The following is a 25,226-nucleotide window of genomic DNA, read 5'->3' as shown; positions in this document are numbered from 1 at the left end:
CCGTCTTGAGCGCCACCGGCCACTCTCATTCTCCCCGTGAGCTCAAGGCTGGCGGATCACTGTCCGGTCGCGTGAAAGTGCCGGGAGACAAATCAATCTCCCATCGCTCCCTGCTCTTCGGTGCCATCGCGGAGGGCACCACCACCATTGATGGCTTGCTGCCAGCGGAGGATCCCATCAGCACCGCCGCTTGCCTGAGGGCGATGGGGGTCCGCATCAGCCCGATCGAAGCCGGCGGTCTCGTCACCGTTGAAGGAGTCGGCCTGGATGGACTGCAGGAACCGGCTGAAGTTCTCGATTGCGGCAACTCCGGCACCACCATGCGGTTGATGCTGGGGTTACTGGCGGGTCGGGCAGGACGTCACTTCGTCCTGGATGGCGATGCCTCGCTTCGTAGACGACCCATGCGCAGGGTCGGTCAGCCCCTGGCCTCGATGGGAGCTGATGTTCGGGGCCGTGATGGTGGCAATCTCGCCCCCTTGGCGGTGCAGGGGCAAAGCCTGCGGGGAACGGTGATCGGAACACCGGTGGCCAGTGCCCAGGTGAAATCAGCCCTGCTGCTGGCGGCCCTGACCGCCGACGGAACCACCACCGTGATCGAGCCCGCCCAGTCCCGCGACCACAGCGAGCGGATGTTGCGGGCCTTTGGTGCCGATCTGGAGGTAGGAGGCGAGATGGGTCGTCACATCACCGTTCGCCCTGGCAACGCCATGCAGGGACAACAGGTCGTCGTCCCGGGGGACATCAGTTCCGCTGCCTTCTGGCTGGTGGCCGGTGCCTTGGTGCCCGGCGCGGATATCACCGTTGAAAACGTCGGTCTCAATCCCACCCGCACGGGGATTCTCGAAGTGCTGGAGCAGATGGAGGCGTCGCTCGAGGTACTGAACCGCCGCGATGTAGCGGGCGAACCGGTGGGGGACCTGCGGATCACCCATGGACCGCTGAAGCCCTTTGCCTTCGGCGAAGAGATCATGCCGCGTCTCGTCGATGAAGTTCCGATCCTCAGCGTTGCCGCCTGCTTCTGCGATGGGGAAAGCCGGATCAGCGGCGCTTCTGAATTGCGCGTTAAAGAGACGGATCGTCTGGCGGTGATGGCGCGCCAGCTCAAGGCCATGGGAGCCGACATCGACGAGCACGACGACGGCATGACCATCCGCGGCGGACGGCCACTGAAAGGCGCTGCTCTTGACAGTGAAACGGACCACCGGGTGGCCATGAGCCTGGCGGTGGCCTCCCTGCTGGCCGCAGGGGATTCCACCCTGCAGCGCAGCGATGCGGCAGCCGTGAGCTACCCCAGCTTCTGGGACGACCTTGACCGGCTCCGCTGCTGACGCCGACGGCCTGCGGCCCTACCCCACGGCCGACGGCAGTTTCAGTCTGGAAAGCGCACGGTTCGGAGAGGCCTTCCACAATTCCGCCGGTGCCCTGAATGAAGCGCGGGCGAAGTTCTCGAGGCCCGCTGAGCTCGACCGCTTCCGAAGGTCCGATCGTCTCAGGATCCTCGATGTCTGCGTCGGCCTCGGCTACAACACAGCGGTCATCCTGGAAGACCTGCCCGAGCAAGCCCCAGCCATGGAGTGGTGGGGACTGGAGCTGGATCGTCGCCCCCTGCAACTGGCCCTGGAACAACCGACATTCCGCGGCCTCTGGAGTGCGGAGGTGCTTCAGCGGCTGGAGGCGATCCACACCAGCGATGGCTGGAATGACCCACCGAACATTGGACATCAGCTCTGGGGAGATGCCAGAGCGACCCTGGCAACAATCCCTGAACCACAGAGATTTGACCTGATCCTGCAGGACGCGTTTTCCCCCCAACGCTGCCCGGAGCTATGGACGGAGGACTTCCTCGCGGGCCTGTCGCAGCGGTTGGCAGCAGGGGGAAGGCTGCTCACTTACAGCCGCTCGGCGGCGGTGCGGGCCAGCCTTCAGCGAGCCGGACTCCAGCTGTACTCGCTGCTGCCGGCCCCGGGGGAACGGATCGGCTGGAGCAGCGGCACGATGGCCACTCCAGCAGACTCAGGCACTCCTCTGGAGGGCCCAGGTTGGCGCCCCCTCTCGGCGATGGAGTGGCAACACCTACAGACGCGGGCGGCCGTGCCGTTTCGAGATCCCCAGGGCAACGCCACAGCAGACGCCATCCTTGAGCGACGCCGAGTTGAACAGGAGCATTGCGGCTATGAGCCTACCAATGCCTGGCAAAGGCGCTGGAAGAATCGCTACGAAGAATCAATCCAATCCTAAAAACTATCCGAGCAATAAATCCACCCTTTGCTCATTGCCACTCATAAGTGACAAGTTTTCGATCGAGCCAGTCTGATTTTCAAACTTCAGCAACAAATCAGAGCTACCCCCTTGAACAAACAAATATCCAGCATTGGAATCAATATCTTTAAACACCACGCATTCACCAACAGTGCTCAATTGTGCATCCAGGATTGACACTCTTTCGCCTATAGAGTCCAAAGCCGAAAAGGTAGCAACCCCAGCAGAAACATTCAGCCGATCACCAGAACTTGCGGCTGCAGGGAAAGGCACAAGAGCATCAGGCAAATTCACAGCAAATTTTGTACCGGACAACAGCCCAGTTTCGCTATTGCTATAAAGATACAAATCTGGATTCTCTACATTTGAGTCATTAAGCGAGTCGATACAAATAATAAAACCCACGCCGTTTTGGGCTGCAGCGGAAATATTCGCAACATCAAAGTGCACCGTATCTGACCCCAATCCACCCACAACCGTGCTCAAACTATTAACAATATCCTGATCAAAAATTAACGAAATTGAATCAGAGCCATTCCCTCCATGAACAAGACCATGAGATGTGAAGGCTGAAAGGATAGAGATAGAATCTTTACCAGCCCCACCGAGCACACTCAAACCGTTATCCGCTTCGAAAACAGCGGACAATACAATTGAGTCAGCTCCAGCTAAACCAGCAATTTTCGAATTGCCCAGAACTGAACCTGATACCTCAATAGTATCCCGACCGCCTCCACCCAAAACGGTAAGATTTTATGAAGTAAGAATCAAATCAATTTTATCATCACCCGAAGCACCTGACGCATCCCCATGAATATACAAATTCGAGACAGATGTGCTATTTTCAGAGAAATCAAATCACCACCACCACCAGCAATTGTCAACTTGTCTAGATCACTTGCCGAACCATTTGAATCAGCAATAGTCAAAGTATCTTTTCCAGCGCCCATAAGAATCTGAGTCGATTCTGCTGTCAACTTACTTCCTGTTTCAGTCGAGATAATATCCGCACCTGCACCCGCCCTAACATTTGAGAGATTCGAAGACTTTGCATGTATTACATCACTTCCATATCCACCATAAACAGTTATAGCGGTAACATTTGAATCCAAAATTCTATAACGTCTGAACCAGCACCACCATTTACAATAGAACTCTTTAAGGTAATACCGCTGACAACAAATTTATCTGGACCACCTTGCAATTGAACATTGAAATCAATTGCAGAAAGTATACCAACAGAGAATTAGACACTGTCAGAGCCAGCTTCGGCAAGGAATTTAGAGGAATGAGCAAAACCAGAAGGAATAATCAACAGATCATCCTGCTGCGTACCAGTCACAACTGAGCCTGTAGTCGGAAGACGTAAAGTTGCCATCGCAAATGATCTACTCTTAACGTGGAATCTCGCTAATACTGATTGCGAGTTTTCAAAACGTCAACCGAACGCCGTTCCACTCATCTCAAACTTGACTCATGATCCTGACATGATCATCTAAAGAAAGGTAGATTCCTTTCCTTGCTGTTCACTCCTAATGCTTGCCGTCGCCGTTCTGGCCGCTGGAAAGGGCACCCGGATGAAGAGCGCTCTGCCCAAGGTGCTGCAACCCCTGGCCGGCGCCACCCTCGTGGAACGGGTGCTCGCCAGTGCCGCCAACCTTCAGCCGGAACGATGCCTGCTGATCGTGGGGCATCAGGCCGAACGGGTGGAGGAGCAGCTCTCAGCCATCGGCGGACTGGAATTAGTGCTGCAGCAGCCCCAGAACGGCACCGGCCATGCAGTTCAGCAGTTGCTGCCGGTGATGGAGGGGTTCGAGGGTGAACTTCTGGTGCTCAACGGCGACGTTCCCCTGCTGCGGGCGGAGACGATTGATTCCCTGGTGAGCGGTCACAGACGCAGCGGGGCGGATGTGACCCTGCTGACAGCTCGGCTGGAGGACCCGACGGGGTATGGACGGGTGTTTGCCGATGCCGAGGGCAAGGTGAGCGGCATCGTTGAGCACCGCGACTGCTCCGAGGAGCAGCGGGGCAACAATCTCACCAACGCGGGCATCTACTGCTTCAACTGGCGGGCCCTGGCGGAGGTGCTGCCGAAGCTGAGCTCGGACAACGATCAGGGGGAGCTCTACCTGACGGACACCGTGGCGATGCTGCCGCTGGCCATGCATGTGGAAGTCGCCGATCCCGATGAGGTGAACGGCATCAACAACCGCAAGCAGCTGGCCCAGTGCGAAGCGGTGTTGCAGCAGCGCCTGCGGGACCACTGGATGGCGGAGGGCGTCACCTTCGTCGATCCAGGCAGCTGCACCCTCAGCGAGAACTGCCGATTCGGTCGCGATGTGGTGATCGAACCGCAAACCCATCTGCGCGGTGTTTGCCGGATCGGCGACAACTGCCGCCTTGGACCCGGCAGCCTGCTGGAGGATGCAGAGCTCGGCAACAACGTCACCGTGCTGCAGTCCGTCATTCGGGAGGCAACGGTGGGGAACGGTGTCGCCATCGGCCCTTTTGCGCACCTGCGCCCCGCCGCGGATGTCGGCGATGGTTGCCGGATCGGCAACTTCGTGGAGGTGAAGAAGAGTCAGCTGGGGGCTGGCACCAAGGTGAACCACCTCAGCTACATCGGCGACGCCAGCCTCGGGCAGAACGTCAATGTGGGAGCCGGCACGATCACCGCCAATTACGACGGGGTGCGCAAGCACCGCACGGTGATCGGCGATGGCAGCAAGACCGGTGCCAATTCGGTGCTGGTGGCCCCGGTGAACCTGGGGGCCAAGGTGACGGTTGGTGCTGGTTCGACGATCACCAAGGATGTGCCCGATGGTGCCCTGGCCATCGGTCGCGCCCGGCAGATGAGCAAGGAGGGTTGGGCGGACCGTTCGGCCTAAACCGCAGGCAGCAGGGGGATCAACCGCTCGAGTGCGACGCCGCGGCTGGCCTTGAGCAGCACCACATCGCCGGCCTGCAGCCATTGCCCCAGTGGGACAGCGGCTTGTTCAGGGGTTACCACCAGGGAAAGGCAATCCAGACCGGCAGCAACCTCCGCCATGGCCTGACCCTCCTCACCGCCATCCACCAGTACCAGACCATCCAGCTTCAATGCGGCGGCCCTGGCCGCCACCTGCTGATGGAGGGCAACGCTGCGATCCCCCAGCTCCAACATCGTGCCCAGCACGGCGAAGCGCCGGCCCGGCTGATCAGCGAGAAGGTCCAGAGCCGCCAGCACCGCCTCGGGTGAAGCGTTGTAGGTCTCATCCAGCAGGGTGAGTCCGCCCTGTTGCAGGCATCGATTGCGACCGCCGGGAACATCCACCTGCAGCTGCGCTGCGGTGGCCAGCTCAACCCCCAGATGGGACCCCACTGCCAGGGCCAGCAGCAGATTGCGGGCGTTATGACGACCCTCCAGCGGCAGGGGAATCGAAACGTCGTCCACGAGGAGGTGATCACCCTGGACGACGCCGATCAGGTCGGCAGTGATGTCCGGATCATCCTCCAAGCACACCCGCAGCACCCGTCCCGACCAGACGGACGCGAGAGACTGCTCCAGTAAAGGATCGCCGGCGGGGATCACCACCACCCCCTGCGGATTGAGGGCGGCCGTGATCTCACACTTGGCAGCGGCGATGGCCTCGCGGCTTCCGAGACGACCGATATGGGCGGTACCGATGTTGGTGATCACCGCCACATCCGGTTCGGTGCAGCGGGACAACCGGGCGATCTCGCCCGGCCCCCGCATGCCCATCTCGATCACCACCGCAGCATCACCCGCCCCCGTTCCCAGCACGGTGAGGGGGACGCCAACGTCGTTGTTGTTGTTGCCCTCACTGGCCTGGATGGCTCCGAGCGGTGCCAGAACCGACCGAATCAATTCACGGGTCGTGGTTTTGCCGGCGGAACCGGTCACCGCCACCAGGGGCAGCCCCAGCGACCGGCGATGCCACAACGCCAGCTGCTGATAGGCCACCAGGGTGTCATCCACCCGCCAATGCAGCAGCCCATCGGGCATGGCGCCTGTCCAGCCCATCGACACCACGGCCCCCTGGGCGCCCAACAGCGGGAGCTGCTCCAGGAAACGGTGACCATCGAAGCGTTCCCCCACAAGGGGAACAAAGAAATCGCCAGCCGTCAGACGGCGGCTGTCGGTGCAGACCGGCCCCAGTGTCTGCTGTGGATTCGCCACAGCACCATCCGGTTTCCCCCAACGATCAATCAGCTGCTGGATCCGCAGAGTCATGCCGGCGCTGGAGTGTTGAACAGGATCATGCCGCTGCCGACCTGAGCTGACCTCCCGATCAACTGATCGTCGCGATCCAGCAAGCGCAACGCGCCGTAGCCCTGATCCGTCGAGCGGTCCTGCCAGGCCTGCGCCAGCTCCTGGCGGCGGGCATCCGTCAGCTCCCACCAGCTTTCGGCCAGGCGAAGCAGCAGGCGGTTGTTCACCGCATCGGGCTGGGCCGCCAGCAACAGATCCTCTGGAGCCGAACCGTCCAGAAACAGCTCCAGCAACGGATCGATGCGCAGCGGTGGCGGCGTCGGCTCTGGCTCAGGAAGGATCACCTCGGGCTCCTCCACGGGGATCGGATCAGGGGCCGGAAGTTCGCGGATCGCCACCGGGGGTGGCGGAGGTGGACTGGCCTGCTGCCTTGAGCTGCCTTTGATCACAACCCCTGCAGACACCATGGTAGCCAACACCAGGGCCACGACGGCAGGCCAGAACCAGGCCGCCAGTCCATCGGGCCAGAACCCCGGGATGGGGAGGTCCCCCTCGCCGTTGCGACGCCAGAGCTCCCGACCACGCAACCCCAGATCAGCCCAGAGAGCCCGAAGGTTGCGGGCGAACTCCTTCCAGGGGCTGACGTAGGGCGCCGGGAGGTTGGGCAAGATCAGCCGGCCCTGCGGCCGAAGAGACGGTTGAGGGGATTGCGGCTCGGGCCAGACGGTGCGGAGACCGCTGCGGGAGCCACAGTCAGTCCATCATCCTCAGGGCGGGAGGGATCCGCCGCCTGTCCTTGGGAGAAGTGTTCCACCATCGCAGCATCGGGGGTGGGTTCCTTCAGACCGCAGACATCGCGGTACATGACGTCGTAATCGATGGCGGAGCGGTCCCAGCTGTAGTCCTGCTGCATGCCGCGCTTCTGCAACGCCTGCCAGCTGTCGCGATGGCGATAGGCCTCCCAGGCCCGCACCAGGGCGGTGTAGAAGTCCACCGGCTCGAAGCGATCGAAGCAGAAACCGGTCCCGCTGGCATCGGCGGGGCTGTGGGGAGGAACGGTGTCCACCAGGCCGCCCACCTTGCGCACCACGGGAACGGAGCCGTAGCGCATGGCATACAACTGGCTGATGCCACAGGGCTCGAAGCGGCTGGGCATCAGGAAGGCGTCACTGCCGGCGTAGATCAGGCGGGAGAGGTCGTCGTCGTAGGTGAGGAAGACAGCGCAACGGCCGGCATGGCGGGAGGCCAACTGCCACAGGCCGGATTCCAGACCACGGTCGCCGGTGCCGAGCACCACGATCTGCGTGTCGGTGTAAGCCAGCACGCGGTCTGCCACCTGCAGAAGCAGATCAACACCCTTCTGATCCACCAGTCGGCTCACCATGCCGAGCACAAAGGCGTCATCACGAACCTGCAGGCCCATGCGCTCCTGCAGCACCCGCTTGCAGACCGCTTTACCGGAGAGGTCATCGGCACTGAAGGTGGCCGGCAGAGCCCGGTCGATCTGGGGGTTCCAGGCGTCGAGGTCGATGCCGTTGAGGATGCCGCGCAGCTTGCCGGAGACGAAATTGAGCAACCCGTCCAGCTTTTCGCCGTACTCCGCCGTGCGGATTTCCTCGGCGTAGGTGGGGGACACGGCGTTGACCCGATCGGCGTAGAGCAGGGCTGCGGCCATGGTGTGGTCACCCTGCATGTACCAGGGGCACCAGGTGATGCGGTCCAGCTTCCAGCGCCAGGGGCCCTGGTACTTGAGGTTGTGGATGGTGAAGACCGTGCTGATCTCGGGGTCCTGGTGCATCCAGACCGGGATCATGCCGGTGTGCCAGTCGTGGCAGTGAAGAACATTCGGTTTCCAGACGTTCCAGGCGAATTCAGCGGCGGCACTGGCGAAGAAGGTGAAGCGCCAGTCCTCGTCTTCACCGCCGTAGATCCGCTCGGGATCGAACACCGGATGGCCCACCAGGTAGATGGTCATCCCATTGCCGGGATGCTTGGTCTCGTAAACCGCAAATTCCGTCCCCATCGTCCGGGCGCGCCAGATGGGTTCTTCGGAGATCGTCAGCTTGCTCCAGAGCTTGGAGTAGCCGGGCATGATCAGCCGCACGTCATGGTCAAGCCGAGCCAGAGCCGGCGGCAGGGATCCGACCACATCCCCCATGCCACCGACCTTGATCATCGGGGCGCATTCCGCGGCAGCGAAGAGGATGCGCATGGATGAAATCGGCGTTGGCGCGGCGACTTTAAGGGGAATTCGTCGATCTGCCGGCTCAGGGCAGCACCGTCACGGGCGTGCCGATCGTCACCTGCCCGTAGAGGCTGCTCACGTCCTCGTTGTAGAGACGCACACAGCCATGGGAAATGGCCCGGCCCACGGTCCAGCGATGGGGGGTGCCATGGAAGCCAGTGGTGGTGCAACCGTTGATCGTGATCCACTGATCGCCGTCATGGGCATCGCGGCCAAGACAGTCGCGATGGAAGGCCATCCAGTGGCTGCCGAGGGGGTTGTCCGGCCCCTGCTCCTCCACCCGCTCACCGGTGACGGGATGCACCCAGACGGGGCGATCGATTTTCTGAAACACCGCAAAACTGCCGGTGGGGGTCTCCCACCCGGGCATGCCGGTGGCCACGGGAAAGGCGAGACGCAAATCTCCGTTTTCAAGCAGCAGCAGACGCCGCCGCCCCCGCAGCAGAACGATGTGGCGATCCTGCTGATCACGCAGTTCCGCCGGCAGCGACGCCAGGGCTTCCATCACCGAATCCATCGAGGCCGCCTGCAGCAGGGGCAAGGGTTCTGGGAGGGTGACCGGAAGCATTAGCTCAAGGTAGCCAGCCGGTTTCAGAGAAGTCAGGGGGGCGCTTCTCGAGGAAGGCGTTGCGGCCCTCCAGCGCCTCATCGGTTCGATAAAACAGATGGGTCGCGTTACCGGCCAGCTCCTGGATGCCGGCCAGCCCATCGGTCTCCGCGTTGAACGCCGCCTTGAGGCAACGGATCGCCGTCGGACTGTGCTGCAACACCTCCCGGGCCCAGCGCACCCCCTCGGCCTCCAGTTGATCCAGGGGGACCACGCCATTGACCAACCCCATCCGCAGGGCCTCGTCCGCGCCGTAACGCCGGCAAAGGAACCAGATCTCCCGCGCTTTGCGCTGCCCCACCACCCTGGCGAGATAGCCGGCTCCGAACCCGCCGTCAAAACTGCCCACCTTGGGGCCGGTCTGCCCGAAGACAGCGTTGTCCGCCGCCAGGCTCAGGTCACAGAGCAGATGCAGCACCTGGCCACCCCCCATGGCGTATCCCGCCACCAGGGCGATCACCACCTTGGGCAGGCTGCGGATGATCCGCTGCAGATCCAGCACATTGAGGCGTGGAAGGCCGTCGTCGCCGACATAGCCGCCGTCACCCCGCACGCTCTGATCACCGCCGGAGCAGAAGGCGTAACCACCATCCGGGGCAGGGCCGACGCCGGTGAACAGCACCACGCCGATCTCGCGGTCATCGCGGATGCGGCTGAAGGCATCGCAGAGCTCCACCACGGTCTGAGGCCGAAAGGCATTGCGCTTGGCGGGGCGGTTGATCGCCACCCGGGCGATGCCCTCGCTGCAGCGGTCCACCAGGATGTCGGTGTAGCTCCCCCAGGGTTGCCACTGGGCTGCGGGGTCACCGGGGAGCACCTGCTGTGACTCGGCCATCAGCTTCAGAGCATCGGCTCTGCATTCTGCGCAGCGGCCCGCAGCTGACTCCGCAGGGAGGCATCGGCCCCTCGGTCCGTCGCCAGCCGCAGCAGTGCCGGCCGCCCCTGGGCCAGTCCCCAGTCGAGGGCAGCGGGCAGGTCCTCCAGGCAGGCCACCTGCCGTCCCTCAATGCCGTGGGCTGCCGCCAGGGCCAGGGGATTGACCCGTTGGGGCATGGCGAAGAGACGGTCGAACTGGCGGGACTCAATCGGCAGCTGCTGGAAGATGCCGCCGCCCTGGTTGTCGATCAGCAGCACCAGCAGGGGTGGATCGCATTGGGCGGCATGGAGCCAGCCATTGCTGTCATGCAGCAGGGCCAGGTCCCCCGTCACCAGCACCAGGGGACCCAGCTCCAGCGCTAGACCCATGGCTAAGGAAAGGGTCCCATCAATGCCGGATGCGCCGCGGAAGCTGTAGCAGCGGCGGTTGTGGGCCTGAAGCCCCCCCCAGACCAGCCAGTCCCGCACGGGGGAGCTGGCCGCCAGCATCACCGGCAGCTTCGGCGGCAGCAGCTTCGGCAACCAATAAGCCAGGGCGGGTTCATTGATGGCCCCCTGCAGAGGCAGTCGCCCCTGCAGCAGCGCTGCCATGTCGGAGTGAAGCGTCGGACGATCCAACGACGGACTTGCAGCGGGGTCCTGCTCCTGTGCCGCCCACCAGGCCGCCAGGCCACCACTCCATTGAGCAGCCATGCCCAGGGGGTCCAGACCGCGCGGCTCCCCTTCGCTGATCAGCAGTTGCGGGCCCGTCTGCCGCTGCAACCAGGCTTCCAACCGCCGACTGGCGGGCAGCGGCCCCAACCGCAGCACCTGGCTGTTCGAGCTGAGAGGAAGACTGTCGAGCTGCAGTTCCCAGCCCTCCACCTGCCCAGGACAGTCGGCCGGGATCGCCGCCAGCGGATCCGCCAGCAACGGCCAGCCACTGCGGATCAACCACTGCCGAGCAGCCCGCTGATAGGCCTGCAAGGCCGGAGCCAATCCCCGCCAGGGGCCAGCCACCACAACACCTGGGGCCTCGGGATTGAGCCGGGGAACATCTCCTGACGGGCCCTGCACGACAACGGCTGGAGCGGTCAGCGGAGCAGATCCCTGCAGGCCACTCTGGTCAGCGACCGAGGCATGCAGGGGTTCTTCAAAGGGAAGGTTGAGCTGCACCGGCCCTGGGGGATGGCCATGGCAGAAACGCCAGGCCTCCGTGGCCAGATGGCCCAAGGCTTCCGCCGTTTGGCTCGCCAGCCCTGCTGGATCTCCATGGCCCAGCCAACGGCAGACCGGCTGCAGAAACTGCTCCTGATTCACGGTTTGATTGGCACCGCAATTTTTCAACCGGGCGGGGCGATCAGCGGTGAGCAGCAGCAGCGGCTGGGTGGAACGGTCGGCTTCAACGGCTGCCGGCAGCAGGTTGGCGACGGCTGTGCCGGAGGTGGTGACCACCGCCACAGCACGACCACGGGCGGTGGCCATGCCCAGGGCGAGAAAGGCCGCCGACCGTTCATCAATGGCCGTGGTCAACGCCAGATCACCTCGGGCTGCCAACAGCCCGGCAGCAGCCGCCAATGGACCGGAACGGCTGCCCGGACACAGCACCAGCCGCGTCATGCCCTGCTGACGCAGACCGTCCAGCAGCGTCAGGGCCGCCTGCAGATTGGCGCGGGCAGTGGTCAGTGCAGGGGGTCTGGCTGGTGCGATCTTGGGTCAATGACGCCCCCATTCACCACACCCCCCGTCCAGGAGAGCTCCAAAGGGTTCTGGCGGAACCTGATCGTCTGGGCACTGCTGGCGCTCTTACTGCGCTGGGTGGTGGTGGAACCGCGCTGGATCCCATCGGGGTCGATGCTGCCCACCCTGCAGCTGCAGGACCGGATCCTGGTGGAGAAGATCCGACCTCGGCTGACCCGACGCCTGCATCGGCACCTGCAGCGCGGGGATGTGGTGGTGTTTGCACCGCCGCAGCAGCTGGTGGCCGCGGGATACGACCCCAACGCAGCCTTGATCAAACGGGTGGTGGGCTTGCCCGGTGATCAGTTGATGGTGGAGAACGGCGTTCTGCGCCGCAATGGTGAGGAGGTCAAAGAGCCCTGGATCAGCGAAGCCATGGACTACGCCATGGCACCGGTTCAGGTGCCCGAAGATCAGCTCTGGGTGATGGGTGACAACCGCAACGCCAGCCTGGATTCCCATCTGTGGGGACCGTTGCCGGAGCGCAACGTGATCGGAACAGCGATCTGGCGCTATTGGCCGTTGCAGCAGTTCGGTCCCTTACGGATCCCCGCCCCTGCTGATGGCAGTTGATCACGGGTGCTTGCGTTAGGGTCAGGTCCGTGATGTAGATCACAACGGATGTTCAACCCCGAGTTCCTGACCACTGACAGCAACGACGGTCAAGCGGGGAACAGCCTGATCCAGTACCTGCAGGAGCAGACACCGGACACCTTGCAGCGTGTCGCCAAGTCCGCCAGCAACGACATCCAGGACATCATTCGCCACAACGTTCAAGGGTTGCTGGGCATGCTCCCCGGTGAACACTTCGAAGTGAAGGTCACAGCCAACCGCGACAACCTGGCCAACATGCTCGCTTCAGCCATGATGACGGGCTACTTCCTGCGTCAGATGGAGCAGCGCAAGGAGCTGGAAGAGACCTTGTTCGCTGATGAGCAGATGGCCATCGAGCCGGACGACGAACTCAACTTCTGAGACGAGGTTGCTCAGGCACTACGCCGAGATCCAGCAAGCGTTGATCAATCGATCCAAGAAACTCCCAGTTGCTGGTGCTGGGTGCCCAGGGGCGTTCGGTCAGATCCCGAACAAGTGAAGCCAACGTTCCTGTCGTGAAACCGATGGGAGCGCTGTAGTGGGCTGACACCAGCCAGCGCAGATCGCTCCATTGACCCAGCTGCTCCAACCAATCGAGCAGAGATTTCTTGGCACGGGGTAACACCAACCGCTCCAACACCGGCGCCACCTGAATTTTGGGCTCCGCTTCCCTCATCAACTCAGCAGCGGCGGCCTCCCAACCCGGCTTCCACCGAAAGGGATAGAGCCCGAAGTGGGCTTTGGCCGATCGCAGACCGGGGCGAAAGGCATGGCGAAACACCTCCTTGAGGGTTGGCACCTCCAACGGTTCCGGCCGCAGGTAGGAGGCAAACAGCACCAGCCGCGCCCAACCACGTCGACGCGCCTCGGGCGTGTCGTGCAAAGGCTGATCACCCCGCTCGCGGGCGTGGAACAACAGAGGCGTGGGGTCGAGATCAAACAGCGAAGGCGGCTCAACACTGATGCCCACAAGGGCGTCGGTGACCAGCAGAGCGCCTGACGGACGATGAAAACAGGAGATCTCCTGGAAACGACCGACACCAAGGTCGAGGGGTCCCAACGACAACCACTCACAAACATCGCCATGGGGGACGCCATCGTCGAACAAGACCTTGGTGCGGCGTGCCGGAACGCCCAACCAGGCCAGAGGCAACTGCACCGGAAAACTCCACTGACCCGGACACACCCAAATTTCTGCACCCGGGAAGGCGCGGGCCAGGGGGCCGAGGGGCAGCTTGTGCTCCAGACCAGAGGCGGTGGGCAGCACGATCGTGCGCACGGGCCCATGCTGCTGTTCCAGCCCGGCAATGGCTTGGCGAACCTCACCGGTGGGCGGCAGTGGGTTCACCAACATCAAGCCACCGGGCACCTTGGCAACGGTGAGCCGCACCGGAACGGCCACGTAATACACCCCCTGCAGCTGCTCCAGACTCCAGAGCTGGCCAGGGATCAACTCACTGAACACCGTGTGGCGGCGGCCATAGGGATAGAGCGGCAGCAGCGGCCAGAAACCCCAGCGCTGATCCGCAGGATTCACACCAGCTCCAGCCACCACGCTCACCATCAATGCAGCGATTCTGCAGAGGAATGGATCAGGTCAGGGTCAAAACCGGAAACCAGATGGGGCAATCAGCTCAGCCAACACGACACAAACTCACTCCAAAACACCAAACAAGCCGCCTGTGCCAATGCGGTGTGGGTTAGGTCAGACCAGAACAGAGGAGAGCATCTGTGAATGCTCGCCACCGGATCGATTGGTCTGAGACCTGTCCCGAAGCTGGTTCTCAATCGCATCCCAGAACGCAGAACGCTCAGCAAGCACCTGCCTCCTCACGGTCTGCACCGTCTGATGCGCCGCAGGGTCGTTGCCGGCCAGGGTGAGCACCATCGTTTCCGCCAACGGCCCATGGCTGTCGCCATCCAGAACGATGTGGCGCTCGAGGTACCAGCGCAAAGTCGGACAAGGCAGCTCCAGCACGGTCAGGCGATCGAGCAGCCCGCGAAACAGATTGGGAACCAACAGCTCCCGGCCATAGGCAAACGCCGCCGCCAGCGCGTGCACTTCCCCGGAGGCGATCAACGCCTGGGTAGTGCGTAGGAAACGAGCCGATGGCGCTGGAATTTCCGGATGGTGCAAAGCAGAGGCGAGATCACCACACGACGTCAACTCCAACACCGCATCGATGACCGAAGTGTTCGCCTCGATCTCCACCATTGCTCGCCTGTAAATCCCGAAATGGGAGAGATGAAGAGGTCCCCCAAGGCTGCCAGGCAGAAGATCACATTCCTCTTCCGCTACCAAGCTGTTCACCAGGCCAGCAATCTCGGGATGGGTTGGTGGCACCCAGGGAACGCCGGAAGGAGCCAGGTGCTGCTGCAAGGTCTTGAGCAGGAGCATGAAATCCCACACCGCGAACACGTGGTGTTCCATGAACAGCCGCAGGTCCACGATGGAGGTGATTGCCTGCGGCAGTGAGTAGCGGCCTTGCCCCATCAATTCAGAGTCCCAGGTCCGTCAAACCCGGGAAATCGTCCGGACGCGGACCATCCCCCCAGCTGAACAGGCGGTCGCTCTCAGCGATCGGAACATCATTAATACTGGCTTCACGTCTGCGCATCAAGCCGTTCTCGGCAAACTCCCAGTTCTCGTTGCCGTGGGCTCTGAACCACTGGCCCTCGGCGTCATGCCACTCGTACTGAAAGCGCACAGCAATCCGGTTATCGCTACAGGCCCAGACTTCTTTGATCAGTTTGTAATCCAGTTCTTTGGCCCATTTGCGCTGTAGAAAAGCGAGGATTTCAGCGCGGCCGTGAATGAATTCACTGCGATTTCTCCACACGCTGTCTTCGGTGTAAGCCAATGAGACCTTGTCGGGATCCTTACTGTTCCAAGCATTTTCCGCCATGCGCGCTTTCTGGCGAGCCGTTTCCAGGGTGAACGGGGGGAAAGGAGGTTTTCCAGACATAAAAAAGAAATCCGTAAAAATGACAATCAGGAAAGTTGACTGGTCACATGAACCGTGTCATTGGAGCTGTAGCGAGAGACCCATTGGCGCAGAAGAGATTCTTCTTCGTCCGCACGCGTACAGGCAAAGCCAAACCTCGCACGAACGCGCTCTGACGCTGCACGAAGAGCTTCAACTCCGCGCGCCTCAAGCTCAGAAACCAACAGCGAATCGCCAGGTCGGAAATAATCGAGAATCACCGTTGATGGCGAATATAACGTACTGGATTGCCCGTCTGGCCACTCCAGTTGAAAGCGAACTTCAGGCATGGATCGTTGCTTTACTCATCGATTCTGCACGGCAACATTGCTCATGACTGTTTCATCGAACACAGCCAAAACCAGTGAGCGGATCGCCTCCATCCCAGAAATGATGGGTCTCACCTGAATGTTGCAACAGCACGCTGCAATCGCCCATGGCAAAGTGTCCGACACGGCAACAAATCAACGTGGAATCACGTGAGATCAATTGCGTCAAGGCTGCAGTACGCGAAGGGGCGACAGCCAGCAGATATCCGAAGCTCGGGAAGCAGGTCAGCCAAGCTTCGTCGCGGATGTCTTCAGGTCGTTCCACGGCATCCAGGTCAAGGATTAACTGATGACCACACGCCTCGGCAAACATCACAGCGGTGCCGGTGATGCCTCCCATGCTGATGTCCTTGGCGGCGTGCACCAGCCGTTCAGCGGCCAGCGTGGGCATTAAGGCAAGTTGCGCACGAAGACGCTCAGGCGGGGCATGGGTCGCAGCATCCCAGAAGGGGTAGTGGCGATAGAAGCCTCCTGTTTTGTTCACCAGCATCCACAGCTCATCGCCAGAACGTGCTGCGCGAGCGGACAGGACGGGACCCTCCGCGACACCGAGAACAGACACCGAGAGCGCCTGATAAAAGCTCTGCTGGTTGGAGTGGCCACCAACCATGGGGACACCGAAGCGATCACACGCAAAACGCATCCCATCCAGAAGGCTGCTCATCCCCTCCACATGGCCGCTCCACACGCTGTTCACAAGCGCCAGCGGTCGCCCCCCCATAGCCGCGATGTCACTGAGATTGACCAGCACCCCACTCCAACCTGCAAACCAGGGGTCCTCTTCAACGAGCTCTGGATTCATCCCCTCACAGGCCAACAACAGTTGACCGCTCTGCGCAGGCAGCACAGCAGCGTCATCACCCAGCATCCCGGCCAAACCCAGCTGCGGGAAGGGCTGATGGTAAAAGGTGGCAGCGGCCGAGCGAATATCGCGCTTCGCCAACAGACCACTGGTCCTGCGCAAGGCGTTCACAAGGCCCACGTTATTCACGCCGCAGTTGACAGGTGATGCGAGGCGAACGGTCGTTGCTCACATGAGGGCAGGTAGTAGTTGAGATCCGCTTCCATCAGGTGATGGGGTATGCCCCGAATCTCAAGTTGATCGATCGAGGTCCAGTGCAAGCGGCGGAAAAAGCGGACGTTCTGAATCTGCACCGTGGCCAGGAAACGGTCACATCCCCAGCCATTGGCAGTGGTGACAGCCTTCCAGATCAACCCCTTGCCAATCTGGTTATGACGGCGGAAATCGGAATGCACGCCGAGGCGACCGCCATACCAAAGTCGCGGCTCTGTTTCCACAATCCGCACCACGCCAACTACATCGGTTTCAACGCCATCGTCATGCGCTGGCTCTGAACTGTGATGCACCGCCGCAATGGGGTAGGCGATCGCGTCGAGATCATCACAATCAGACGCTTCAAACACATGCTGCTCGCTGCAGAAGATGTTGCGCCGCAACGACCAATACCCCTGGATCAGCGGCGCGTCGGCACGCAGAAGATGAAAGGTGAAACGATTGGAACTCGCGGTGGGAGACAGACGGAAATCATCGGCATCGATACCAATGCCAGCGCGCACCGAGGGCGTGAATAAGTGGGGCGCGGAACTGATGCTGCGGCCAATGCCGCAGCTGCTGGGATCAAGACACGAAACCATGACTACGACACTTGCTCGAACAATGAGAGTGCGGAGCAAGCCCCGCATTTGGCACAACCGGCGGACATCCGCTCGGATCGAAGGTCCCCCGCCTTCAACATCGCGGCAACACCCTGATACACATCAACCATGAAGGAGCTGTCCGGTGATGGATGGCTCTCCAAGGGTGTTCCGGAGATCGGCACAAAGGGCACCACAAAGGGGTACACCCCGAGTTCAATCAACCGTAGGCAGCAGTCGAGCAAGGCCTCCTTGCTGTCACCCAGGCCGGCCAGCAGATACGTGGATACTTCACCGCGACCGAACACCGCAACGGCATCCGCGAAGGCCTCGTAGTAACGCTCAAGACTGAGCTCCGATTTCCCGGGAAGGATCCGACGCCGCACATCCGGCTCCACCACCTCCAGATGCATGCCGAGACTGTCAATTCCAGCGTCCTTCATGCGCTGGTACCAGCGCGGATCTTCCGGAGGTTCACATTGGCCCTGGATCGGTAGATTCACCCGACGCTTGACGGCTTCCGCGGTTTCAGCCATCAGACGGGCTCCGCGATCGTCACTGTTGGGTGTTCCGGTGGTCATCACCAGTTGCTTGACCCCGTCCAGTCGGACAGCCGCTGCCGCCACTTCCGCCACCTGCTCAGGCGATTTGCGCACCAAGGCCCCGTCCTCGATCGACTGTTCAATCGCGCAAAACTGGCACGACTGGGATCGATCCCGAAAACGAATGCAGGTCTGCAGCAACGTTGTGGCCAATACATCCTTGCTGTGCAGCAAGGCAATCGATCGGTAGGAGATTCCATCGGCTGTGCTCAAGCCGTAAAACGCTGGCTCACGTGGTGTTGTGATCTCAGCAGTGCAATGCTGCTCGGGTCCCTCAATGGCAAGAGCAGCACCGGAGGATGCCAACTTGTAGGGAGACCCAGCGGAGGCATCGTTGTAGACGGGCACCATCACGGTGGTGCCATCGAGATCCAAGGCACGGTGGTCGGAGGGACCTGCACCTCCCCGTCGTCCCGGATTGCCCTTCACAGGGTCAACCCGCACGCCATGCACCTGCAATTCAGTTACCAGGCGACCAAGCTCAGACATGGTTCAAGGCCTCCATCGATGACAGGGCATCGGGAGCTGTGGCCGGATCCAATGGAACCGATGCAGTCGAAATGTCTTGAACGGGAACCGCAGGAGAACTGTTGATCTGCAACGACAGCAGTTCTGGGCGGCTGTAATGCCCGACGCTGTCCATCATCCGTTTGCGCTTGGTAATCAGGGCAAGATCGAGATCGGCGATCGCCAACCCCTCTCCATCCGGCAAAGGACCTGCCAGATAACGGCCCTCAGGGCTGATCACAGCGGTGTGACACCCCCCTTGAAACGCCTTGTGAAGACCCGACTCAGACGTGATCGATGCATAGTCATCGGGATGCAACCAACCGGTGGAACAAATCACGAAACACCCGGCCTCAAGAGCGTGATGGCGCATGGTGACGGCGGTCTGTTCCGAGAAGATCGGGCCCACCAATGAGCCCGGGAACTGAGCGCAGTGGATCTCCTCCCCCTGGGCCATCAAGGCGTAACGGGCTAGGGGGTTGTAGTGCTCCCAGCAGGCCAAAGCGCCAATACGAGCCAAAGGCGTCTGCACCACCTTGAGACCTGAGCCGTCCCCTTGGCCCCAGACCATCCGCTCGTGGTAAGTCGGCGTGATTTTTCGCCGCTTCAGAACAAGTTCTCCACAGCTGTTAAACAACAACTGGGTGTTGTAAAGCGTTCCGCCATCACGTTCGTTGACGCCCAACAGAACCTGCATGCCGTGCTGACGGGCAGCAGCCGCAACGGCATCGGTGACAGGGCCAGGAACCACCACAGCCTGCTCATACAACTCCAGATGGGATCTCCCCATCAAGACCGGAGGTTCAACAAACGAGAAATAGGGGTAATAGGGCAGAAACGTTTCAGGAAAAACGATCAATTCCACGCCTTGAGCCGCGGCTTCGGCAATGGCATCCAGCACTCTTTGCAGGGATCCGTCCAGGCTGAACAGGACGGGACGGATCTGCGCGGCAGCAACTTTGACTATGGTCACAGTGGAGAGCCTCCGGAAAGAATCAGAGCGTCCAGGTGTCAAGAATGAAGGCGCCTTCCTTCCGGTGCATCAAGACAATATCGAGAACATCAAGTGGATTCACAGGAGTGATTCCAGGCATCAACGCTTTTTCACCGTGGCCATACAAGGCCTGCAAAGCAAAGCGACAGGCATACACTTTCCCTCCTTGATCCATGAATTTTTGCAGGCGTGCATTGAAATTCAGGTGACCATCAAATGCCGCATCACCAAGCTTAGGGAAGCCGCGCATCACGCCCAATGTCACGCCTGGACCATAGAGCAGAACGGAGGTTTCGAAGCCCTTGTTGATCAGCCGACTGGCTTGAAGCAAATTCACCAGGCCAATCGAGCCCTCGAAAGCGACGGTATGAAATGTGACAAGAGCCTTTTCACCAGGCTCGGCTTTCACATCAGGAAAAACCTTTTCCTCGTAGTCAACCAGGAAGTCGCCAGGCTGATTGGCGGGACGATCTACGGCAGGCATGTAAATTTTTTATAAGCTATTCAATCGTGACTCTTCTGCGGCGATCAGCGATGTGCCTATTGCAACCAAATCAACGAATTCAGCAGATCACTCAATTGACGATTCCGTGCTTTTCACTACAGCATCGTTCGTTTAGCGAGCAATACCTTTAAAAGGTTTTTTGCAAGTCGACGTTGCAAGTGGTCGCGCAAATCAACACGTCAATCCAGCGACGTTCGGCAGTGGTCATTGGTGCTGGTCAGGCGGGTCTTTCTGCTGCCTATGCCTTGCAGCAACAAGGCATACGACCCCTCGTTCTTGAGAAGAATCGTGTGGCGTACGCCTGGGACCAACAGCGCTGGGATTCCTTCTGCCTCGTCACACCGAACTGGCAATGCCGTCTGCCCGACTTTCCCTACAACGGTGATCAGCCCGAAGGCTTCATGGGCAAGTCGTCGATTGTGGACTATCTCCAGCGCTTCGCTCAGCATGTCAATGCCGACCTTCGCGAGGGCGTGGCCGTCTCGCGGTTGAAGCCCATTGTGAACGGGTATCGCCTCGACACCAGTGAGGGAGTCATTGAGGCCGAACACGTCATCGTTGCCACTGGGGGCTATCACATCCCCCGACGTCATCCATACGCCGAACGCCTACCAGCATCTGTGCAGCAACTGGATGCTCGGTCCTACCGCAATCCCGAGGCACTCCCCGATGGTCCAGTGCTGGTCGTCGGCAATGGCCAATCCGGCAGTCAGATCGCTGAAGATCTCCACCTGGCAGGTCGTTCCGTGCATCTGAGCGTGGGTCGAGCGCCACGATCTCCACGCCGCTATCGCGGCAAAGACGTTGTGGATTGGTTGGATCGCATGGGCTACTACGCCATGCCGATCAGCGATCACGCGGATCCCCGCTCGGTCCGAGCCAAGACCAATCACTACCTCACTGGCCGAGACGGCGGTCGTGAGATTGATCTGCGTCGACGGGCGATGGAAGGCATGCATTTGCATGGCCGACTCTTGACCCTCTCCCGCGAACACGTTGGTTTCGCAGATGACCTGGCCAACAATCTTGATCAAGCCGATGCGGTGTACTGCCGCATCCGCACCAGCATTGACAGCTGGATCGAACAGGAAGAGATCGATGCACCAGTCGAACCGGCGTATTCCCCCTGTTGGCAGCCGTCTCCCATCGAAGATCCAGGAATTGATCTGAGCTCACAGCCGCTCGCCGCAGTGATCTGGTGCACGGGTTACCGAAGTAACTTCAGCTGGATTGAGGCGCCCGTTTTTGATGGGAGTGGTTTACCGGCCCATGATCGCGGCGTTACCCAAAGCGCTGGGCTGTATTTCATTGGCTTGCCTTGGCTGCACACCTGGGGGTCTGGGCGCTTCTGCGGCGTCAGCGACGATGCTCGTTATCTCGCCCAAGTGATCAATCTGCGTTTACAACGCCGTGATGCCTGCCAAGAACGCCTGGAATGCACAGCAATCCTGGGGTCTTAGAACCTGGGACTCAACTGATCAGAGCCAATCAATCGGAAACGATTGACAAGGCAGCTTCAAAAACCACAAAGGCCTCAGTTGCACAACATCAGCACCAGTTGCACAAAAAACGAGGGACAACTCAGGGACAAACCTCTCAGACCTGTTGCCGCAACTGATAGCTAAGTGGCAGCAGCGGCCAGAAACCCCAGCGCTGATCTGCAGGATTCACCCCAGCTCCGGCCACCATGCTCCCCATCAATGCAGTGATTCTGCTGAAGGAAAGGGGCAAGGCAGCACAAAATCATTGAAAAGATTTACGCCACTGACGCCTTAGGGTTACCCGGGTGTGACATCGCCGAGCAACATCATCTGATCAGACAGAGATGTTCAGATGCGGTATTAATTCCTCAGGCAGTGAAACAGGCAAAACGAAGATTGACTGTTATTGAAAATCAAAAAGTGCTACCTCAGCACTCAGCCCAGGGCCAAAGGCAAGTGCAAGACAAGGACCGGAACATTCCCGCCGCCTCAACCGTTCAAGGATGAACAGAATCGTTGCGGATGACATGTTGCCGTGATCCTGAAGTATGCCTCTGGACTCGTGCAGTAGGCCTGGGTCCAGCGACAAAACCTCGGCACAGGTCGAGAGAATCTTGGGGCCCCCTGGATGAACAGCCCAGCTCGTCACCGCCTCAAGATCAATGGCCTGCTCTTTGAGCCAATCTCGCAACCAGGGCAACAAGGCAGCGCCAACCGTTTCCGGAACAAGGGGCGACAAGCCCATCGCAAAACCATGGTCGCCAATCTCCCAGTGCATCAGATCTGAGCTGTTTGGAATCACCATCGAGCCACTGCGTCGCAACGCCAAGGTCTGATGGGTAGGGACAGGATTGACGGAGGCGACAACGGCAGCCGCCCCATCGGCAAACAAAGCGTTGGCAACAACCTGCTCTGGGTGCCAGCCATAAGCCATATGGAGGCTGCAAAGCTCTACAGCGCACAGCAGAACAACAGCCTTGGGATCCATCTCCGCAAAGGCGTGGGCAACACGCAAGCCATTCAGCGCAGCGTGGCATCCCATGAATCCGATATGGGTTCGCTGAACACTCGGCGATAGATCAAGCTTTTCAATCAAGAAAAGGTCAACACCTGGTGACTGAAAACCGGTGCAACTGACAGTGACGAGATGCGTGATCGCCGTGGCTGAGATATCGCTATCGCTTAGCGCCTTTGCAGCGGCCTCAAGAGCCAGCTCACCGGCATGATCCTCAAACGCCTGCATCCGTTCGGCGGTACCAGGGCTTTCTTCGCCGTAGAAACTGAGACGCTCCTGGATCGCGCCATCGTCTCCATCCTTCTCCAGCAGCACACTTCCACGGCTGAGCACCTTGGTTTTCTGATAGATGCGTGTCATCAGCCTTACCTGCTCAGGGGTTTCGGCATTAATGCGATGTGCCACCTGCACGGCATCTGCCTGGCTCAGTCGCCGAGATGGCACCGCCGTACCAATGCCATGAAGGATGAGAGGCATGGTTTAGGAACTCGCCATCAGAGGAGATACCCGGTTGAGGCTGCGAATAATGCGCTGCGGGATCGCAGGCCATTGGCACCCAAGGTTGAACAACACATTTGTGGTGAGCGGTTGTCGTAACAACGTCGACAACACACTGCAAACCCGTTGACGGCTGATCGTCAGATCCACCAACCTCCTTTGCCAGCGACGCTCGAGATCCGCTGACCATTCACCCTGAGCCTCCTCCACAAATGGAGCAACCGCCGCCCCAGCGGCGAGAGCCCACGCCATACCCTCACCGGTAAACGGTTCCACATAACCGGTCGCGTCGCCAAGCAACAAAAAGCGATCCCCAGCGAACAAACCAGCACGACGGGTGAGCGCAGGAGTTAATTGCCAACGAGACGACTCCAATCTTCGAGGCAAAGTGAAGCCGGCTTGAGTCAGAACAAGTTGTGCCGCACGCGCCACACCGCCAGACGACTTGACCACAGCGCGGTCGAAAGCGGCCGCCAGGTTGAGAGCACAGTCCTCACGTCGAACCAAGCCGACATAGCCACGCTGGCCAATGGCCATATGAATCGCCCCTGACTCGTAGGAGCCGTCGTCATCATTGATGAGGCAGCCTGCCCCAAGCCTCGATTCCGGGGTGCTCCTCGAGCTGGCCGCATGGGAGGGGGACATCACCTGGTGCTGCAGTCCGGCTGCAACGAGAACCACACGGGCCCTGATCCGTTCAATGGGAGCATCACCCGGCGGTCGTAATCGCACCATTCGCCCATCGGGAGTGATCTCCTCAAGCACGGCACCGGTTTGAAAGCGCACTGTTGCACCAGCAGCCTCAGCCGCGTTGACCAAAGCCTGATCGAAGCGCTCCCGCGAAAGTGCCCAACCGCCTGGCAACTCAAGCTTGAGCGACTTGCCACCCCAACCAAGACGAAGTTGATCGAGGGGCACGGCACCCTGATCATCAAAGAAGTTCGGGAGGCCTGTGGCAGTCAGAGCTGCCAAGGCATTGGCGTTAAAGCAGCAACCACACACCTTCCAGCGAGGGAAGGACCGTTTTTCGACGAGCAGAACTCGCAGGCCGCGATTTGCACAATCGAAGGCTGCCAAGCCTCCGGCAACTCCTGCCCCTATCACGATTACATCCCAATTGCTTTGCATGTCAGTGGGGTCTCCAGCAGAGCCGGTAGCGCTCGGGCCAGGTCCGTTCCAAGACACAATCGTGCAATCCAGCTTGAGAGGCGAGGTCCAGGATCTCTGAAGGAGTAAAAGCTCCCTTCACCGACAGTGGACCATCGTGATGAACCACCCAGGATCGACTCAGCAGTCGTGTACCCATCCAAGCCAAGGAATACCCAAGACGGCTGCGAATTAGATCATCGACAATCACAAGTCGACGAGCCCTAGCTGTCATCCCTTTGAGTAGGCGCACCACATCGGGTGGATCGAGATGGTGAACAAAAAGGGTGCAGTACACCACGTCAAATTGTTTGGATTCAGACGGGTCCAAAGCATCAGCAACAAACACACCAACGTTGCTGTCTGATCTGGCCACATTGCGGCGGGCGAGACGCACCGCTTCAGGATTCAGATCGCAGGCTTGAACCAATACATCCAAATCGCGTCTACGGGCAAGCGCAGCAAGCTCAATCGCCGTATCGCCACCTCCGCAAGCCAGCTCAAGCACGCTCAGCTGAGTGGCTGGACTCTCACCTGCGAGCGCCTCTACGTGACGAAACAGCCCTGGCACACAGCGACTGATTCCGTTGATACGACGAAGACCTTGAAGGGCTCGGTCGTGCTCGGCTGGATCGAGCCCCGGCTGGTCCATGACTTCGGGCTGCCGATCACGTTGCATCGAGGTCCAGCCAGAAGACATGTGTAGAACCTTTCCTGCAACAAAGCTAGAAGAAACGAGGGTGGTAGTGACTGCTTTGCCGAAGCCACTGGCTGCCCGCAAAGCCGAGCCTGCAATTTATTGAAAGATCCACAGATAGTTGGAAGTCTGAAAGACATAATTAATTTGAATCCCAAATATCAACTTGAGCCTAAGAAAAGCAGAATTTACTGTGCAACCATTAATTTCTTTGCTAGCTCAAGAGAGTCGTAAACTCATATAAGGCCATCCTGTCGAGCTTCATCATGAATTAAACAGGCACACAGAACGAAAGA

26 protein-coding genes are annotated in these 25,226 nt (G+C 60.1%); 6 read left to right on the top strand and 20 right to left on the bottom strand.

Annotation, left to right across the window (positions count from 1 at the left end):
* The first annotated feature begins 5 nt into the window (after nucleotides 1–5).
* Together aroA and SynA1528_RS04860 are read left to right on the top strand one after the other, a co-directional pair.
* Nucleotides 6–1,331, top strand: coding sequence for a 3-phosphoshikimate 1-carboxyvinyltransferase (aroA, locus tag SynA1528_RS04865; RefSeq protein WP_186587949.1), 1,326 nt, complete (start codon nucleotides 6–8; stop codon nucleotides 1,329–1,331).
* Entirely contained in the window at nucleotides 1,312–2,241 is a 930-nt protein-coding gene (locus SynA1528_RS04860) for an MnmC family methyltransferase (protein WP_186587948.1), read from the top strand. Before aroA ends, SynA1528_RS04860 begins: the two co-directional genes overlap by 20 nt.
* Nucleotides 2,242–2,244: 3 nt before the next feature.
* Here SynA1528_RS04860 and SynA1528_RS04855 read toward each other — a convergent pair whose 3' ends face one another.
* Both SynA1528_RS04855 and SynA1528_RS04850 read right to left on the bottom strand, forming a co-directional pair.
* Complete coding sequence (locus SynA1528_RS04855) at nucleotides 2,245–3,003, bottom strand: hypothetical protein (RefSeq protein WP_186587947.1); 759 nt, start codon at nucleotides 3,001–3,003, stop codon at nucleotides 2,245–2,247.
* 26 nt (nucleotides 3,004–3,029) lie between these two features.
* Nucleotides 3,030–3,374 carry a hypothetical protein gene (locus tag SynA1528_RS04850; RefSeq protein ID WP_186587946.1) on the bottom strand — a complete coding sequence of 115 codons (345 nt, stop codon included), beginning with the start codon at nucleotides 3,372–3,374 and terminating at the stop codon, nucleotides 3,030–3,032.
* Between the two features lie 423 nt (nucleotides 3,375–3,797).
* Between SynA1528_RS04850 and glmU the strand changes: the two genes are divergently transcribed.
* On the top strand, nucleotides 3,798–5,150 hold the full coding sequence (gene glmU, locus SynA1528_RS04845) for a bifunctional UDP-N-acetylglucosamine diphosphorylase/glucosamine-1-phosphate N-acetyltransferase GlmU (RefSeq protein WP_186587945.1): 1,353 nt from the start codon (nucleotides 3,798–3,800) through the stop codon (nucleotides 5,148–5,150).
* On the opposite strand, the gene SynA1528_RS04840 is transcribed toward glmU, so the two are convergent.
* Genes SynA1528_RS04840 through menD form a run of 6 tightly spaced genes read right to left on the bottom strand, consistent with a single transcriptional unit; the run spans nucleotide 5,147 to nucleotide 11,847 of the window.
* The gene (locus tag SynA1528_RS04840) at nucleotides 5,147–6,496 is read right to left on the bottom strand and encodes a UDP-N-acetylmuramoyl-tripeptide--D-alanyl-D-alanine ligase (protein ID WP_186587944.1); all 1,350 of its coding nucleotides are present in this window, start codon (nucleotides 6,494–6,496) and stop codon (nucleotides 5,147–5,149) included. The two genes, glmU and SynA1528_RS04840, sit on opposite strands and share 4 nt — an antisense overlap.
* On the bottom strand, nucleotides 6,493–7,143 hold the full coding sequence (locus SynA1528_RS04835) for a hypothetical protein (protein WP_286187909.1): 651 nt from the start codon (nucleotides 7,141–7,143) through the stop codon (nucleotides 6,493–6,495). Before SynA1528_RS04835 ends, SynA1528_RS04840 begins: the two co-directional genes overlap by 4 nt.
* Before the next feature lie 2 nt (nucleotides 7,144–7,145).
* The gene (gene glgA / locus SynA1528_RS04830; RefSeq protein ID WP_186587943.1) at nucleotides 7,146–8,687 is read right to left on the bottom strand and encodes a glycogen synthase GlgA; all 1,542 of its coding nucleotides are present in this window, start codon (nucleotides 8,685–8,687) and stop codon (nucleotides 7,146–7,148) included.
* A 55-nt stretch (nucleotides 8,688–8,742) separates the two neighbouring features.
* Nucleotides 8,743–9,288, bottom strand: coding sequence for a L,D-transpeptidase (locus SynA1528_RS04825; protein ID WP_186587942.1), 546 nt, complete (start codon nucleotides 9,286–9,288; stop codon nucleotides 8,743–8,745).
* 4 nt (nucleotides 9,289–9,292) lie between these two features.
* Complete coding sequence (gene menB, locus SynA1528_RS04820) at nucleotides 9,293–10,162, bottom strand: 1,4-dihydroxy-2-naphthoyl-CoA synthase (RefSeq protein ID WP_186587941.1); 870 nt, start codon at nucleotides 10,160–10,162, stop codon at nucleotides 9,293–9,295.
* A gap of 5 nt (nucleotides 10,163–10,167) precedes the next feature.
* Nucleotides 10,168–11,847, bottom strand: a complete 1,680-nt coding sequence (gene menD, locus SynA1528_RS04815) for a 2-succinyl-5-enolpyruvyl-6-hydroxy-3-cyclohexene-1-carboxylic-acid synthase (RefSeq protein WP_186588284.1) — start codon at nucleotides 11,845–11,847, stop codon at nucleotides 10,168–10,170.
* A gap of 54 nt (nucleotides 11,848–11,901) precedes the next feature.
* On the opposite strand from menD, the gene lepB reads away from it, so the two are divergent.
* Nucleotides 11,902–12,495, top strand: a complete 594-nt coding sequence (gene lepB / locus SynA1528_RS04810; RefSeq protein ID WP_186587940.1) for a signal peptidase I — start codon at nucleotides 11,902–11,904, stop codon at nucleotides 12,493–12,495.
* A gap of 48 nt (nucleotides 12,496–12,543) precedes the next feature.
* Nucleotides 12,544–12,897 (top strand): DUF760 domain-containing protein, encoded by a 354-nt coding sequence (locus tag SynA1528_RS04805; protein WP_186587939.1) that lies wholly within the window; start codon nucleotides 12,544–12,546, stop codon nucleotides 12,895–12,897.
* On the opposite strand, the gene SynA1528_RS04800 is transcribed toward SynA1528_RS04805, so the two are convergent.
* The 9 genes from SynA1528_RS04800 to SynA1528_RS04760 form a co-directional block, all read right to left on the bottom strand.
* A complete protein-coding gene (locus tag SynA1528_RS04800; RefSeq protein ID WP_186587938.1) occupies nucleotides 12,887–14,080 on the bottom strand; it encodes a DUF4336 domain-containing protein in 1,194 nt (397 codons plus the stop codon). The genes SynA1528_RS04805 and SynA1528_RS04800 overlap by 11 nt on opposite strands.
* Before the next feature lie 141 nt (nucleotides 14,081–14,221).
* Complete coding sequence (locus SynA1528_RS04795; RefSeq protein WP_186587937.1) at nucleotides 14,222–15,010, bottom strand: DUF3050 domain-containing protein; 789 nt, start codon at nucleotides 15,008–15,010, stop codon at nucleotides 14,222–14,224.
* 4 nt (nucleotides 15,011–15,014) lie between these two features.
* Nucleotides 15,015–15,482: a nuclear transport factor 2 family protein gene (locus SynA1528_RS04790; RefSeq protein WP_186587936.1), complete on the bottom strand. Its 468-nt coding sequence runs from the start codon at nucleotides 15,480–15,482 to the stop codon at nucleotides 15,015–15,017.
* Nucleotides 15,483–15,508: 26 nt separating this feature from the next.
* Nucleotides 15,509–15,790: an MSMEG_0570 family nitrogen starvation response protein gene (locus tag SynA1528_RS04785; RefSeq protein WP_186587935.1), complete on the bottom strand. Its 282-nt coding sequence runs from the start codon at nucleotides 15,788–15,790 to the stop codon at nucleotides 15,509–15,511.
* 52 nt (nucleotides 15,791–15,842) lie between these two features.
* The gene (locus tag SynA1528_RS04780) at nucleotides 15,843–16,820 is read right to left on the bottom strand and encodes a sll0787 family AIR synthase-like protein (RefSeq protein ID WP_186587934.1); all 978 of its coding nucleotides are present in this window, start codon (nucleotides 16,818–16,820) and stop codon (nucleotides 15,843–15,845) included.
* Nucleotides 16,817–17,485: an MSMEG_0567/Sll0786 family nitrogen starvation N-acetyltransferase gene (locus tag SynA1528_RS04775; RefSeq protein WP_186587933.1), complete on the bottom strand. Its 669-nt coding sequence runs from the start codon at nucleotides 17,483–17,485 to the stop codon at nucleotides 16,817–16,819. The genes SynA1528_RS04780 and SynA1528_RS04775 overlap by 4 nt, the downstream gene beginning before the upstream one ends.
* Nucleotides 17,486–17,487: 2 nt before the next feature.
* Nucleotides 17,488–18,576 (bottom strand): MSMEG_0568 family radical SAM protein, encoded by a 1,089-nt coding sequence (locus SynA1528_RS04770; RefSeq protein WP_186587932.1) that lies wholly within the window; start codon nucleotides 18,574–18,576, stop codon nucleotides 17,488–17,490.
* Nucleotides 18,569–19,567: a Nit6803 family nitrilase gene (locus tag SynA1528_RS04765; protein ID WP_186587931.1), complete on the bottom strand. Its 999-nt coding sequence runs from the start codon at nucleotides 19,565–19,567 to the stop codon at nucleotides 18,569–18,571. The genes SynA1528_RS04770 and SynA1528_RS04765 overlap by 8 nt, the downstream gene beginning before the upstream one ends.
* A gap of 22 nt (nucleotides 19,568–19,589) precedes the next feature.
* Complete coding sequence (locus SynA1528_RS04760) at nucleotides 19,590–20,072, bottom strand: MSMEG_0572/Sll0783 family nitrogen starvation response protein (protein ID WP_006041142.1); 483 nt, start codon at nucleotides 20,070–20,072, stop codon at nucleotides 19,590–19,592.
* Between the two features lie 179 nt (nucleotides 20,073–20,251).
* Between SynA1528_RS04760 and SynA1528_RS04755 the strand changes: the two genes are divergently transcribed.
* Nucleotides 20,252–21,553 carry an MSMEG_0569 family flavin-dependent oxidoreductase gene (locus tag SynA1528_RS04755; protein ID WP_286187908.1) on the top strand — a complete coding sequence of 434 codons (1,302 nt, stop codon included), beginning with the start codon at nucleotides 20,252–20,254 and terminating at the stop codon, nucleotides 21,551–21,553.
* A 424-nt stretch (nucleotides 21,554–21,977) separates the two neighbouring features.
* On the opposite strand, the gene SynA1528_RS04750 is transcribed toward SynA1528_RS04755, so the two are convergent.
* Genes SynA1528_RS04750 through SynA1528_RS04740 form a run of 3 tightly spaced genes read right to left on the bottom strand, consistent with a single transcriptional unit; the run spans nucleotide 21,978 to nucleotide 24,933 of the window.
* On the bottom strand, nucleotides 21,978–23,066 hold the full coding sequence (locus SynA1528_RS04750) for a type III polyketide synthase (protein WP_186587929.1): 1,089 nt from the start codon (nucleotides 23,064–23,066) through the stop codon (nucleotides 21,978–21,980).
* 3 nt (nucleotides 23,067–23,069) lie between these two features.
* A complete protein-coding gene (locus tag SynA1528_RS04745; protein ID WP_186587928.1) occupies nucleotides 23,070–24,215 on the bottom strand; it encodes an NAD(P)/FAD-dependent oxidoreductase in 1,146 nt (381 codons plus the stop codon).
* 1 nt (nucleotide 24,216) lies between these two features.
* Nucleotides 24,217–24,933 (bottom strand): class I SAM-dependent methyltransferase, encoded by a 717-nt coding sequence (locus SynA1528_RS04740; protein WP_186587927.1) that lies wholly within the window; start codon nucleotides 24,931–24,933, stop codon nucleotides 24,217–24,219.
* Between the last annotated feature and the right edge of the window lie 293 nt (nucleotides 24,934–25,226).

Source organism: Synechococcus sp. A15-28, assembly GCF_014280175.1.
In the GTDB taxonomy this organism is placed as follows: domain Bacteria; phylum Cyanobacteriota; class Cyanobacteriia; order PCC-6307; family Cyanobiaceae; genus Parasynechococcus.
This window is presented reverse-complemented; position numbering and strand designations above follow the sequence as displayed.

Excerpts from the sequence above, each read along its gene's own strand:
- SynA1528_RS04770 (WP_186587932.1), bottom strand. The coding sequence starts at position 18,576 with ATGTCTGAGCTTGGTCGCCTGGTAACTGAATTGCAGGTGCATGGCGTG.
- glgA (WP_186587943.1), bottom strand. The coding sequence starts at position 8,687 with ATGCGCATCCTCTTCGCTGCCGCGGAATGCGCCCCGATGATCAAGGTC.
- menB (WP_186587941.1), bottom strand. The coding sequence starts at position 10,162 with ATGGCCGAGTCACAGCAGGTGCTCCCCGGTGACCCCGCAGCCCAGTGG.
- lepB (WP_186587940.1), top strand. The coding sequence starts at position 11,902 with ATGACGCCCCCATTCACCACACCCCCCGTCCAGGAGAGCTCCAAAGGG.
- SynA1528_RS04750 (WP_186587929.1), bottom strand. The coding sequence starts at position 23,066 with ATGCCTCTCATCCTTCATGGCATTGGTACGGCGGTGCCATCTCGGCGA.
- SynA1528_RS04800 (WP_186587938.1), bottom strand. The coding sequence starts at position 14,080 with ATGGTGAGCGTGGTGGCTGGAGCTGGTGTGAATCCTGCGGATCAGCGC.
- SynA1528_RS04805 (WP_186587939.1), top strand. The coding sequence starts at position 12,544 with ATGTTCAACCCCGAGTTCCTGACCACTGACAGCAACGACGGTCAAGCG.
- SynA1528_RS04840 (WP_186587944.1), bottom strand. The coding sequence starts at position 6,496 with ATGACTCTGCGGATCCAGCAGCTGATTGATCGTTGGGGGAAACCGGAT.
- SynA1528_RS04745 (WP_186587928.1), bottom strand. The coding sequence starts at position 24,215 with ATGCAAAGCAATTGGGATGTAATCGTGATAGGGGCAGGAGTTGCCGGA.
- SynA1528_RS04795 (WP_186587937.1), bottom strand. The coding sequence starts at position 15,010 with ATGGGGCAAGGCCGCTACTCACTGCCGCAGGCAATCACCTCCATCGTG.
- SynA1528_RS04760 (WP_006041142.1), bottom strand. The coding sequence starts at position 20,072 with ATGCCTGCCGTAGATCGTCCCGCCAATCAGCCTGGCGACTTCCTGGTT.
- SynA1528_RS04825 (WP_186587942.1), bottom strand. The coding sequence starts at position 9,288 with ATGCTTCCGGTCACCCTCCCAGAACCCTTGCCCCTGCTGCAGGCGGCC.
- SynA1528_RS04775 (WP_186587933.1), bottom strand. The coding sequence starts at position 17,485 with ATGGTTTCGTGTCTTGATCCCAGCAGCTGCGGCATTGGCCGCAGCATC.
- SynA1528_RS04790 (WP_186587936.1), bottom strand. The coding sequence starts at position 15,482 with ATGTCTGGAAAACCTCCTTTCCCCCCGTTCACCCTGGAAACGGCTCGC.
- SynA1528_RS04785 (WP_186587935.1), bottom strand. The coding sequence starts at position 15,790 with ATGCCTGAAGTTCGCTTTCAACTGGAGTGGCCAGACGGGCAATCCAGT.
- glmU (WP_186587945.1), top strand. The coding sequence starts at position 3,798 with ATGCTTGCCGTCGCCGTTCTGGCCGCTGGAAAGGGCACCCGGATGAAG.
- SynA1528_RS04740 (WP_186587927.1), bottom strand. The coding sequence starts at position 24,933 with ATGTCTTCTGGCTGGACCTCGATGCAACGTGATCGGCAGCCCGAAGTC.